This is a genomic window from Bradyrhizobium cosmicum (assembly GCF_032290525.1).
GTDB classification, from domain to species: domain Bacteria; phylum Pseudomonadota; class Alphaproteobacteria; order Rhizobiales; family Xanthobacteraceae; genus Bradyrhizobium; species Bradyrhizobium cosmicum_A.
The window spans coordinates 96,650-109,250 of record NZ_JASXTA010000020.1; the positions used below are offsets into that span (position 1 = coordinate 96,650).

Here is a 12,601-nt window from a genome sequence, read left to right on the forward strand (position 1 = left end):
TCGCTCGCGCTCTGGGGCGCGGTGGGGTGGGCGGCGAGGTCCTGATGGTGCTCAATCGGCGGCCTGTCCGTTCCGCGTCGCGTCGAGCAAGCCTTCCAGCAGCGCCACCGCCCTGCTCCTGCGGCTGCGGGCAAGGCGCTGCTCACCGACCTTGCGTTCGTGCTCCCCGGCGATGAAGGCGTGGATGTCTGCCGTCCGCCGAATGCCGCCGCGGCTCCCCCATGTGCCGTCTTCGACCTCGGTTGGAAACACCCAGACGCGCGACGCCACATCGTCGAGGCTGCCCCCTTCCGCACGAACAACGGCGGCGGTGACGTCCTTCACCAGCGCTTTGCGCGACGCATCCGTATACTGCCCCTCGGGAACAGAGGGCACGATCCGGTAGCGCGGCTTCTCCGAACGCGCGCCCGCGACAAAGACCGCAGCCGGCCGATGCAGGAAGACGACCGTGACACCTTGCGCTACCGGGCTTGCTGGATCGAAGCCCTCATGTGCGATCAAGATATCGCCGAGCTCCTTCACCAGTCGAGCTTCTGCCTCGGGCTTCAGGGCCCCTTCCGGAATTGTCAGATCGATCATTGGCATGGTTGAGCCTTCCTTCCGTTCATCTCACCGCGCCCGTCAGCGGCGGCGCGTGAACAGTTCTAGGTCTCGATGCCCGATCGGCGGCAGTGGCAGTATCGCCATTATTGGAGGAATTTCGGACACACCTAGGCGGCGATAGCGGTAGGCTGCCGATAATGACGCGAAAACCGCCGCTGGTATTCACGTGGCGAGAGTCCGGTTTCGCGCTTGAACAGGCGGCGGAACGTCGAAAGATCGCCGTATCCGACGCGTTGGCTGACAGCGTCCATCGTCAGCTGCTTGGTTTCCAGGAGCCGCTTGGCGACATCGATCCGAAGGCCCTGCAGATAATGCAGCGGCGCCTTGCCGATGGCTTGCTTGAAACGGCGGTTGAGAGTGCGCTCGCTGACAGCCAAGCGACGCGCGAGTTCGCCGAGGCTGAAACCGCGCTGAAGTGACTTTTCCATCCAGCGCTGGGCGCGCAACACTAGCAGATCGGCGTGCGGCTCCTCCTGCATGCCTGCATAGGAGGACTGCGCGACCCGGTTCCCGTCGATCAGCATCAGCTTGCCGGTTTCGTCGGCGACCTCCGCGCTCACAAGCTTCTGGACGATCCGCAGCGCCAGATTGAGGGCGCTCGTCACCGCGCCGCTGCAAATGATGCCGTCCTGCTCCGTGATGATGTCGTTGATCCGGAGGTCGACATCGGGATAGCGCCGCTCGAACGTCTTGTCTTTCGCCCAATGCGTCGTAGCCACGCAGCCGTCGAGCAGGCCCGCCTCGGCCAGCAGAAAGCTTCCGGTGCAATAGGACGCGAGTAGTACGCCGCGCTGATGCTGGCGGCGCAAGGCGGCAATCAGCGGCGTCACCACTTCCTTCTTTTCCAGGAAACGCTCGACGTCCGGGACAAACGGGCCTGGCACGATGACGGCGTCTGCGGACGCGCGCGCGCTGATCGGCCCATCCACATTGATGATCTGGCCCGAGGCCGTACGAATGCCTCGGCCATCGAGCGATTCGATGCGCCATCGCAATGGCGTCGACTTCCCCGACTTCCGACGATCGGCAGCAATCCAGTTCGCCGCAGTGAAAACGTCGGCTACGCCCGCGACGCTTGACGCGAGAATCCCTTCATAGACCCAGATTCTGATCAGAGGCATCGCGATGTCCGATTTTGCCTTCGACGAGGCAATACTGCCACCGGCGCCCGGCAGCGGCAAGCCGTCCGCGGTTCGGCCGCCCAGGCGAGAGATGTCGGAGAATGCTAAAACAAGTCTTATCGGCTAGATCGCCCGCGCGAACATGCGAAAGCCGGGCGCGCCGATGATCGCCTCGAAGGCCGGATCGCTCCTTTCTTCCGCAAAGACAAAACCCGCCTTGGCGTAGGCGCGTTCGGCGGGCTCGTTGCCGATCAGGAACGATATCGTCGCCCGTCTAAATCCGGCCGCCCGCCCCTTCTCCAGCGCGTGGGCAATCAGCCCCTGCACAAGTCCACGACCGCGATAGGCGGGATCGGTCGCGACATGCTCGATCATCCAGTCGCCCTCACCGCCCTGAACCCAGCACGCCCGCGTATAGGCGCCGCGTTGGCGGATGGCCCCCAGCTCTGCCGCGGCGAGTCCAGCCGCGGCTGCGACTTCCTCGATCGCGTGCCAGGCCGCAGGTCCCGTACCGGCCGCCGGCAGCGCGCACAGCGCTGCGGCAGGCTTGCCAGCGATTTCGGCGACCAGGAACTGCGAGACGTGCCACATCGACATTGCGCGAGCGACCGCGATGCGCGCGATGAAATCGCTGCACTGCGGTTCAGGCCAGCCGAGTGCGACGTCGAACCAGCCGCGCGGCCGGTAGCCGCGCTGCGACGACAAGATGGTTTGTGCGATGAAATCGGCGTCTTCGGGACGCGCAGACCGTATCGTCATGCGCGCCCCCTTTCGCGGCGACCTTACGTGTTCGTCAGCGCGACGCGGAATTCCGCTTCGGTCTTGGCCTTGACCTCGTCGAGCGAGACGCCGTCGGCGAGCTCGATCAGGGCCATGCCGCCATCACCGTGCTTGTCGATGGTGAAGACGGCAAGATCAGTGACGACCATGTCGACCACGCGCTCGCCGGTCAGCGGCAGGTTGCACTTCTTCAGCAGCTTCGAGCCGTCCTTGGCCGAATGCTCCATCACCACGACGACGCGCTTGACGCCGGCGACGAGGTCCATCGCGCCGCCCATGCCCTTGACCATCTTGCCGGGGATCATCCAGTTGGCGAGATCGCCGTTCTGGGCGACCTGCATGGCGCCGAGGATCGACAGATCCATGTGGCCGCCGCGGATCATGCCGAAGGAATCGGCGCTCGAGAAATACGAGGTCGTCGGCAGCTCGCTCACGGTCTGCTTGCCGGCGTTGATGAGGTCGGCGTCTTCCTCGCCCTCAAACGGGAACGGGCCCATGCCGAGCATGCCGTTCTCGCTCTGGAGGCTGACGTCGACGCCGTCGGGAATGTAGTTCGAGACCAGCGTCGGGATGCCGATGCCGAGATTGACGTAGTAGCCGTCACGCAGTTCCTTCGCGGCGCGCGCAGCCATCTGTTCACGGGTCCAGGCCATCTTATTCTCCTGAAGTCTTATGTTTGCGCATGATCTTGCCGGAAAACCGGTGTCCACTTTTCCGGATCATGCGCTCAAGCGGCGGTGCGCGGGCGGGTGTTGCGGAATTCGATGCGCTTCTTGGCCGCGCCGACCTCGACGATGCGCTTCACGAAAATGCCGGGCGTGTGGATGTGGTCGGGATTGAGTTCACCGGCCGGAACCAGATGCTCGACCTCGGCGACTGTGATCTTGGCGGCGGTCGCCATCATCGGGTTGAAATTGCGCGCGGTCTTGCGGTAGATCAGGTTGCCGGCGGTGTCGCCCTTCCAGGCGTGCACGATGGCGAGGTCGGCAAACAGGCCGCGCTCCATCAGATACTTCTCGCCGTCGAATTCCTTCACTTCCTTGCCTTCGGCGATCAGCGTGCCGACGCCGGTCTTGGTGTAAAAGGCCGGGATGCCGGCGCCGCCGGCGCGAATGCGCTCGGCCAGCGTGCCCTGCGGATTGAATTCGAGTTCCAGCTCGCCGGCGAGGAATTGCTGGGCGAACAGCTTGTTCTCGCCGACATAGGACGAGATCATCTTCTTGATCTGGCGGGTTTCGAGCAGACGGCTGAGGCCGATGCCGTCGACGCCGGCATTGTTGGAGACCACCGTCAGGCCCTTGACACCGGACTCGCGGATCGCGTCCGACAGCTCCTCGGCGATGCCGCAGAGGCCGAAGCCGCCCGACATGATCATCATGTTGTCCTTGAGAACGCCCTCAAGCGCCGACTTGGCGTCGGGATAGACCTTGTTCATGCAAATAACCTTCGAGTGAACCTTCGGCTTGCAGGCGTCGCGCCTTATTGGCGGCGATTATTAGGCGAAATCGTCCAAAGCCGTCAATGATACGGGGTTCTCCGTTCCGCGGGTCAGTGCTAGAAGCTGCCCACGCCGTGGGCAGAACCGTCCGCGGCCTTGAAAGCGACAAGAAAACCCATCAAGTTGCGGCACTTAACATAACAGGACTTGGGCGTGGGGCGCGCAGGTTTCCCGGCCCGCCCTTCCGGGTCCAACGACCAACCCGATCAGGACATGCCATTGACCATGGCCCAAGGAATGAAGCGGCTCGGGACGCCGATCGCGGCGCTGCTCGGCGTCGTGCTGATCGCCCTGATCGCGACCTCCTGGCTCATCAACCGCGACGCGCTGCGCAAGGCGGTGGAAGCGCAGATCCGTGTCGTCACCGGGCTCGAGCTCAGTGTCGCAGGCAGCATCGACATCTCGATACTGCCGGCGAGCTACATCTCCTTCCACGACGTCGGCCTGAAGGGCGGCGGCACCAGCGATCCCGCGCTCCATGTCGAGGTGCTCACCGCCAATCTGCGGCTGCTGCCGTTGCTGCTGCAACGGTTCGAGATCGCCGACCTGACGCTGCTCCGGCCGCGCATCCATGTCAGCCTGAAGCCGGATGGCGAAAGCAACTGGACGCCTTTCATCCAGACCATTGCCCGCACCATGAAGCCCGGCGCGGACAACCAGGTCTCGTTCTCCGAGATCAGGATCCAGGACGGCGTGCTCAACTACGAGGACGCCGCCACCCATGCCACCGAGAAGTTCGAGGACATCGACCTGTCGCTGGCCTGGCCCTCGATCTCGCGCTCCTTTGCCGCGACCGGGCAGTTCGACTGGCGCGGCGAGCGCGTCGACGGCTCGATCAGCTTCGCCGATTTCGTCGCCGCTCTCTCCGGCGACCGCTCGGGGTTGAAGGCGCGGATCGCCAGCGCACCGCTCAAGCTCGCCTTCGACGGCAGCGTCGCCAACCGCACCAGCCCGATGATGGAGGGCACGCTCACCATCGACAGCCCGTCGCTGCGCAACGCGCTGCGCTGGACCGGCCAGCCGCAGCCCGGCAGCGGCGGCTTTGGCCGCTTCGCGCTGAAGGCGCGCGCCAACGTCGTGGGCCCCTCGATCGCGCTGACCAACGTCAATGTCGAACTCGACGGCAACAGCGCCGAGGGCGTGATGACCTACGCCAACAACGGCCGGCAGACGCTGCAGGCGACGCTCGCCGCCGACGTGCTCGATTTCACACCTTATATCTCGACCTTCCGCCTGCTCGCCAGCGGCGCACGCGACTGGAACAGGCAGCTGTTCGATCTCAACGGGTTGTCGAGCACCGACCTCGACATGCGCCTGTCGGCAGCCAAGCTGACGGTCGGACCGACCAAGCTCGGCCGCACCGCGATCGGCGCCAATTTGCGCAACGGCACGCTGGCGCTGTCGGTCGGCGAAGCCCAGATCTATGGCGGCATCGCCAAGGGCTCGTTCGGGATCGCCCGTTCCGACACCGTCGCCGACATCAAGGCGCAATTCCAGTTCACCGACGTCGATCTGCAAGCCTGTGCCACCGAGCTGTTCGGCATCAACAAGCTCTCGGGACGCGGCAACATCAACGTCTCCCTCCTCGCCTCCGGCTCGAGCCCGTTCGGCCTCGTGCAGTCGCTCGACGGCAGCGCCACCGTGACCGGACAGAACGGTGCGATCTCGGGCTTCAATGCCGAGCAGCTCCTGAAGCGGCTGGAGCGGCGGCCGCTGTCGGGCGGCGGCAACTTCCGCAACGGCACGACCCCTTACGACAAGCTCACCATCGCGGTGAAATTCTCCGACGGGGTCGCCACCGCCGAGGACGTCCGCGTCGAGGGGCCGGCGGCGAAGATCACGCTGACCGGCACCGCCTCGGTGCCGACACGCGAATACGACATGAAGGGCGTGGCCAGCCTCAACACCGCATCCGGCTTCGAATTGCCGTTCGTGGTGCAGGGTCCGTGGGACGATCCCCTGATCTTCCCCGATCCGGAAAGCCTGATCCGCCGCTCGCCCGCCTCCGCGCCGCTGCTCGACATGTTGAAGGACCGCAAGGGGGGCGACGCCGTGCGCTCCGCGATCGAGCGCATCACCGGCAGCGGAAAGCGACCCGCGCCGGCGGAATCGCCGACGGCGGAGAATGCCAAAGAGAACGCCAAATCCAACTGACGTGACCTCTGACTTGAGTGAACTTCAACCGAGGGTGGCGCCGCTCCGACGCTGGCCGATCTGGCGCGGATTGATCCGGCCGAATTGATGCGGCGATTGCATCGATGCACCAGTCAAGCATCTCCTCCGGCCCGGCACCCCCACGACCTAGGTCCGACAAGATGCGTTGATTGCGCTACCACCATGCGCTAGTGTTTTATACGACCGGTTAAAAACACCGGCCGTTTGAGGGAGAAAAACGTGAAATCCAAGGTTATTGGCGCAGTATCACTGGCGGTCGCTGCGGTTGGGCTGTTTGCGGCCACTGCACCCGCCTTTGCGCAGCAGAAGACGATTACGGTCTGGTGGGGCAAGGGCTTCTACCGCTCCGAAGACGACGCGCTGATCGAGACGATCAAGAAATTCGAAGCAAAGACCGGCATCAAGGTCGAATTGTCGCAGTACGCGATCCAGGACATGATTCCGAAGACGGTCGCCGCACTCGATTCAGGCACTGTGCCCGATGTTGCCTATGCCGACACCTACGACGTGCAGGTGCAGGGCAAGTGGGCCTACGAAGGCAAGCTCGAGGACCTCTCCGACATCATGGAGCCGATCAAGGATCGGTTCGTGCAGAACACGCTGGATGCGTCGATCCTCTATAACGACGTCACCAAGAAGAAGGCCTATTACGGCTTCCCGCTGAAGCAGCAGAGCATGCATGTCCAGATCTGGAACGACATGCTGGAGAAGGCCGGCTTCAAGCAGAGCGACATCCCGACCGACTGGGAAGGCTACTGGACGTTCTGGTGCGACAAGGTGCAGCCGGGAATCCGCAAGGCGACCGGCCAGCGCATCTATGCCGTGGGCCAGCCGATGGGCGTGGAATCCACCGACGCCTTCCAGTCGTTCTACACCTTCATGGATGCCTATCACGTCAAGCTGGTCGACGACGACGGCAAGCTCACGGTCGACGATCCCAAGGTCCGCGAGAACCTGATCAAGGCGATGAAGGATTACACCGACACCTACATCAAGGGCTGCACCCCGCCGTCCTCGACGACCTGGAAGGATCCGGACAACAACGTCGCGTTCCACAACAAGACCATCGTGATGACCCACAATTTCACGATCTCGATCGCGGCGAAGTGGTTCGAGGATTCGGGCAACCAGACGCTCACGCCCGAGCAGCGCGAAGCCGGCAAGAAGGCCTATGGCGAGGACATCATCACCGCGTCCTTCCCGAAGGCTCCGGACGGTTCGACGATCCGCTACCGCTCGGACGTCAAGACCGGGCTGGTCTTCTCAGTGGCCAAGAACAAGGCCGAGGCCAAGCAGTTCATCAGCTTCCTGCTCCAGGAAGAGAACGTCCGCCCCTATATCGAGGGTGCGCTCGGCCGCTGGTTCCCGGTGACCAAGGAAAGCCAGGAGAGCCCGTTCTGGCAGGCCGACCGGCATCGCAAGGCGGTCTACGCGCAGTTCAAGGGCGGCACCGCCGCGTTCGACTTCACCAAGAACTGGAAGTTCACCATCCTGAACAACGAGAACGTCTGGGCCAAGGCGATGAACCGCGTGGTCAGCGAGAAGGTGCCGGTGGACAAGGCGGTCGACGAGCTGATCGCCCGCATCAAGGCGGTCGCGGGCTGATCCCCGGACTTAAATAAGGTATATGCTAATACCGGTCGCGGCTCTCCGCGACCGGTTGCTTTCGGTGGGTATGCGATATGGCGATCACACTTTCCGGCTCAGACACAATTCCGGCCCCTCCCCTGTCGGCGCGCCTGACCACGCAGCAGGTCTGGGGCATCTTGCTGCTTGCGCCCTATCTGCTCGTCTTCCTGGCCTTCGTCGTCTATCCCGTCGGCTATGGCCTGTGGCTGGCGCGCAATCCGGCGAACTATGTCGCGCTGTACAACGACCCGATCTTCGCGCGCGCCGCGGTCAACACGCTGATCTTCCTGGTCATCGGCATCAACGTGAAGATGCTGATCGCGCTGTTCCTGTCCGGCTTCTTCGCCCAGCAGCGTCCCTGGATCAAATGGCTGTCGGTGATCTTCATCCTGCCCTGGGCGGTGCCGTCGATCCCGACCATCCTGTCGGTCCGCTTCATGCTCAATCCCGAATGGGGCATGGTCAACCATTTCATCTTTTCCCTCACCGGAGATGACGGCCCGAACTGGCTGAACGATCCGACGGTCGCGCTGACCATGGCGATCGCAGTTCATATCTGGAAGTCGCTGCCGTTCTGGACGCTGATCCTGCTGACCGGGCGGCTCGCGATCCCGCAGGATCTGTATGAGGCGTCCGAGGTCGACGGCGCCAATCCCTGGCAGAAATTCCGTTTCATCACCTGGCCGTCGATGCAGATGCTCTACGTCACCTGCACGCTGCTCTCGATGATCTGGACGCTCGGCGACTTCAACAGCGTCTATCTGCTCACTGGCGGCGGGCCGGCCGACCTCACGCATGTGCTGTCGACGCTCGGCATCCGCTATCTCCGGCTCGACCAGCTCTCGCTTGCGATGGCCTCCATCGTCTGCGCGATACCGTTCGTGCTGCCGCTGATATACTTCATGATGAAACGGTTGTCGCGATGAAGCTTCCCACCCTCCGCGAAGTTGGCACCGAAGCCAAGCTCCTGCTGATCGGCATCCCGGTCTTCATCTGGACCATGATTCCGATCTACCACATGTTCCTGTTCGCGATCTCGCCGAAGGAGGACGCGTTTTCGGGCAAGCTGTGGCCGGATCATCCGACGCTGCACAACTTCCACATCGTGTTCTACCAGGAGCACTATTTCCTGCGCGACTTCTGGATCCAGTTCTGGAACTCGACTGTGATCGCGCTGGCCGCAGGCGCGCTGACCTTGTTCGTCGCGACCGCCGCCGCATTCTCGATCTCGCGGCTTAAGGCGCCGGGCGGCCGCTGGGTGATGAATCTCGCGCTGTTCACCTACTTCATCCCGGCGGCGTTCCTCGCCGTGCCGATGTACCGCACCATGGGCAATTACGGCCTGCTCAACAATCACTGGTCGCTGATCTTGGCCATGGTGACGATCGCCTCGCCTTACGCGATATGGGTGCTGAAGCAGGCGTCCGACAAGCTGCCGGTCGAGCTCGACGAGGCCGCCGTGATGGATGGCGCGACAACGCTGCAGCTGTTCCGCCTGGTCTATGTGCCGCTGATGATGCCCTCGCTGGTCGCGATCGGCACCTATGCCGTGCTGCTGGCCTGGAACGAATATCTCTACGCGTTCCTGCTCTTGTCCAAGGACACCGACATCACGCTGCCTGTCGCGCTCGGCAACTTCCTTGCCGCCGACGACTCGCCGTGGGAGCTGTTGATGACCACCGGCTTCATCTACGCACTGCCGCCGGCCGCAGTCTATTACGCCTTCAAGCGCTACATGGTGGGCGGGCTCACGGCGGGAGCGGTGAAGTCCTAGCCTTTCCTCCGTCATTGCGAGCGTAGCGAAGCAATCCAGACGACCTCTGCAGAGGCAGACTGGATTGCTTCGTCGCAAGAGCTCCTCGCAATGACCCGAGCCTACAACGGCGCCGCGCTCTCGCCCTGCGAACTCGACAACTTCGAAGCCAGCGAGGCGATCACGATGACCACCGCGATCAGGGCGATCACCAGCGTGCAGATCGCGTTGATCTCGGGCTTCACGCCAAGCCGCACCTCCGAGTAGATCCGGATCGGCAGCGTTGCCGAGCCCGGACCGGTAGTGAAGCTCGCGATCACGAGATCATCGAGCGACAGGGTGAAGCCGAGCATCCAGCCCGCGACGATCGCGGGCGCAATCAGCGGCAGCGTCACGGCGAGGAACGCGCGAAACGGATTGCAGCCGAGGTCCATCGCCGCCTCCTCCAGCGAGCGATCGAGCGAGCCGAGGCGGGACTGCACGACGACAGCGACGAAACACATCGTCAGCGTGGTATGCGCGATCGTCAACGTCCAGAAGCCGCGCTCGGCATTCAGCGCGACGAACAACAGCAGCAGCGACAGACCGGTGATCACCTCCGGCATGACCAGCGGCGCATAGAGCATGCCGGAGAACAGGGTGCGGCCGCGGAAGCGCTCGCCGCGCGACAGCGCGACGGCCGCGAGCGTGCCGAGCAGCGTGGCGATGGTCGCGGAGGAGACCGCGACCCGCAGGCTCATCCAGGCCGCCTCGATCATGGCGCGGTCGTTGAAGAACTCGTGATACCAGCGCAGCGACCAGCCGCCCCACACCGTCACCAGCCGCGAGGCGTTGAAGGAATAGATGACGAGGATGAGGATCGGCAGATAGAGGAAGGCCAGCCCCAGCGCGAGCGAGGCGACGTTGAAGCGGGACAGGCGGGAGAGCTTGCGCATCGGCTTCACCGCGCCCGTTCCAGCTGCCGCTTCTGAAGCCGTTCGTACAGCAGCAGCGGCACCAGCAGCACCACCAGCAGCACGATGGCCGCGGCGGAGGCTACCGGCCAGTCCTTGTTGGTGAAGAATTCGAGCCACAGGGTCTGGCCGATCATCAGCGAATTGGAGCCGGCCAGAAGATCAGGGATGACGAACTCGCCGACGATGGGGATGAAGCACAGCAGCACCCCGGCACCGACACCCGGCAACGACAGCGGAAATGTCACGAGCCAGAACACTTGCCACGGCGGCGCGCCGAGATCGCCGGCCGCCTCCTCCAGCACCGGCTCCATCTTGGCAAGCGTGGCGTAGAGCGGCAGGATCATGAACGGCAGATAGGAATAGACGATGCCGATATACATCGCGCCGTCGGTGGAGAGCCACACCACGGGCTGGCTGACCAGATGCAGCGCCAGCAGGATCTGGTTGAGCAGACCATCGTGCTGGAGAATGTTGATCCAGGCGTAGATCCGGATCAGGAACGAGGTCCAGAACGGCACGATCACCAGCACCATCGCCACCGCCTGCCACCGCTTCGGCAGCCGCGCCATGCCATAGGCGATGGGATAGCCGATCACGAGCAACAAAGCGGTCGCGGTGACGGCGACGGTGAGGCTGCGCACATAGGCGAACACGTAGATGTCGTCGGAAGCGAGGAGCCTGAAATTATCCAGCGACAGCGCGGCGAACGCTGCATTGAGTGCCTCCCATCCCGCCGTCGGGTCGAACACCGGTTCGTAAGGCGGCTGCGCGATCGCGGTCTGCGACAGGCTGATCTTCAGCACGAAGCCGAACGGCACCAGGAAGAACAGCACCATCCAGACATAGGGCGCGACCGCGGCGAAGCGCGCCGGCCGCGCGAAGATGCGGCGCCCGCTCATGACGGCAGCACCACGCAGTCGTCCGGCGAGAACCAGGCGACGACATGCTGGTTCAGGCTGAAGGCATCGACGTCGAGGCGCGCGCTGTTGGCGACGGATGCCTGCACCACGCCGCCGGTATCGAGCTTTACCTTGTAGGTGGTGGTGCCGCCGAGATAACAGATGTCGGCGATGACGCCGTCGAGGCGGTTGATCGCGGTTTCACGACCCGCCTCGCCCACGGGACCGCGGCGCGACAGTTTGACCTTCTCGGGACGGATCGCGACCGAGAATTTTCCGGTGCCGACCGGCTCGCGCGGCTCGGCCACCACCAGCGCACCCGCATCCCGCGTGCCAACGACCAGACGATGACCGTCGCGCGATTTGGACTCGCCGTCGAACAGATTGATGTCGCCGACGAACTCCGCGATCCAGCGCGAGCGCGGCGCCTCGTAGAGCTCGCGGGGGCCCGCGACCTGGGCGAGCTTGCCGGCTCTCATCACGCCGATCCGGCTTGCCATCGTCATCGCCTCCTCCTGGTCGTGGGTGACGATGATGAAGGTCATGCCGAGCCGGCGCTGGAGCTCCATCAGTTCGCCCTGCGTGCTCTCGCGGAGCTTCTTGTCCAGCGCTGCGAGCGGCTCGTCGAGCAGCAGCAGCTGCGGCCGGCGTGCCAATGCCCGGGCCAGCGCCACGCGCTGGCGCTGGCCGCCGGAGAGCTGGTCGGGCTTGCGCTTCTCCAGCCCTTCGAGCTTGACCAGCGCGACCATCCCCGCCACGCGCGCGTCGATGTCGGCGCGCGCCATGCCGGCGCGCTTCAGGCCGAAGGCGATGTTGTCGCGCACGGAGAGATGCGGAAACAGCGCGTAGTTCTGGAACATCATGTTGATCGGACGCTCATGCGGCAGCGCCTGTGCGATGTCCTTGCCGCCAAGCAGGATGCGGCCCTCGTCCGGCGCCTCGAAGCCGGCGAGCATGCGCAGCAGCGTTGTCTTGCCGCAACCGCTGGGCCCGAGCAGCGCAAAGAACTCGCCGGCCTTGATGTCGAGCGACACGCCGTCCACGGCCCGGAACGTCCCGAACGTCTTGGCGACGCCCTCGATGCGCAGCAACGGCTGCCCCGCCGCAGCATGCGCATCTCCGCGGGCCACCCGTGCCGCGGCGTCTGTCCTGGGCAACTCGTCCGTCATGATCCCTGCCAACCCCGA

Annotated in this window: 12 protein-coding genes; 4 read left to right on the forward strand and 8 right to left on the reverse strand. The window is 64.1% G+C overall.

All coding sequences use genetic code 11. From position 1 onward, the window contains the following. Nucleotides 1–51 precede the first annotated feature (51 nt). From QSV46_RS30090 to QSV46_RS30110, 5 genes are all read right to left on the reverse strand, one after another. Entirely contained in the window at nt 52–579 is a 528-nt protein-coding gene (locus QSV46_RS30090) for a Tautomerase enzyme (protein ID WP_314960179.1), read from the reverse strand. A gap of 131 nt (nt 580–710) precedes the next feature. Continuing rightward, entirely contained in the window at nt 711–1,784 is a 1,074-nt protein-coding gene (locus QSV46_RS30095; RefSeq protein WP_314960181.1) for a GlxA family transcriptional regulator, read from the reverse strand. Nucleotides 1,785–1,847: 63 nt separating this feature from the next. Next, the gene (locus QSV46_RS30100) at nt 1,848–2,483 is read right to left on the reverse strand and encodes a GNAT family N-acetyltransferase (RefSeq protein WP_314960183.1); all 636 of its coding nucleotides are present in this window, start codon (nt 2,481–2,483) and stop codon (nt 1,848–1,850) included. Nucleotides 2,484–2,506: 23 nt separating this feature from the next. Continuing rightward, nucleotides 2,507–3,157 (reverse strand): 3-oxoacid CoA-transferase subunit B, encoded by a 651-nt coding sequence (locus QSV46_RS30105; RefSeq protein ID WP_314960186.1) that lies wholly within the window; start codon nt 3,155–3,157, stop codon nt 2,507–2,509. A 74-nt stretch (nt 3,158–3,231) separates the two neighbouring features. Further along, on the reverse strand, nt 3,232–3,939 hold the full coding sequence (locus QSV46_RS30110) for a CoA transferase subunit A (RefSeq protein ID WP_314960188.1): 708 nt from the start codon (nt 3,937–3,939) through the stop codon (nt 3,232–3,234). 288 nt (nt 3,940–4,227) lie between these two features. On the opposite strand from QSV46_RS30110, the gene QSV46_RS30115 reads away from it, so the two are divergent. The 4 genes from QSV46_RS30115 to QSV46_RS30130 all read left to right on the forward strand — a co-directional run bounded on the left by QSV46_RS30115 (nt 4,228) and on the right by QSV46_RS30130 (nt 9,580). Continuing rightward, complete coding sequence (locus tag QSV46_RS30115; RefSeq protein ID WP_314960305.1) at nt 4,228–6,156, forward strand: AsmA family protein; 1,929 nt, start codon at nt 4,228–4,230, stop codon at nt 6,154–6,156. Between the two features lie 240 nt (nt 6,157–6,396). Then, nucleotides 6,397–7,782, forward strand: a complete 1,386-nt coding sequence (locus QSV46_RS30120) for an ABC transporter substrate-binding protein (RefSeq protein WP_314960190.1) — start codon at nt 6,397–6,399, stop codon at nt 7,780–7,782. 77 nt (nt 7,783–7,859) lie between these two features. Beyond that, nucleotides 7,860–8,732 (forward strand): sugar ABC transporter permease, encoded by an 873-nt coding sequence (locus tag QSV46_RS30125; protein ID WP_314960192.1) that lies wholly within the window; start codon nt 7,860–7,862, stop codon nt 8,730–8,732. After that, a complete protein-coding gene (locus QSV46_RS30130; protein ID WP_018453833.1) occupies nt 8,729–9,580 on the forward strand; it encodes a carbohydrate ABC transporter permease in 852 nt (283 codons plus the stop codon). Before QSV46_RS30125 ends, QSV46_RS30130 begins: the two co-directional genes overlap by 4 nt. Nucleotides 9,581–9,681: 101 nt before the next feature. On the opposite strand, the gene QSV46_RS30135 is transcribed toward QSV46_RS30130, so the two are convergent. From QSV46_RS30135 to QSV46_RS30145, 3 genes are read right to left on the reverse strand one after another with little or no spacing between them, the layout of a single operon-like run. After that, nucleotides 9,682–10,494, reverse strand: coding sequence for an ABC transporter permease (locus tag QSV46_RS30135; protein WP_314960197.1), 813 nt, complete (start codon nt 10,492–10,494; stop codon nt 9,682–9,684). 5 nt (nt 10,495–10,499) lie between these two features. Then, nucleotides 10,500–11,414, reverse strand: a complete 915-nt coding sequence (locus QSV46_RS30140; protein WP_314960199.1) for an ABC transporter permease — start codon at nt 11,412–11,414, stop codon at nt 10,500–10,502. Next, entirely contained in the window at nt 11,411–12,583 is a 1,173-nt protein-coding gene (locus tag QSV46_RS30145; protein ID WP_314960201.1) for an ABC transporter ATP-binding protein, read from the reverse strand. The genes QSV46_RS30140 and QSV46_RS30145 overlap by 4 nt, the downstream gene beginning before the upstream one ends. Nucleotides 12,584–12,601: the final 18 nt, after the last annotated feature.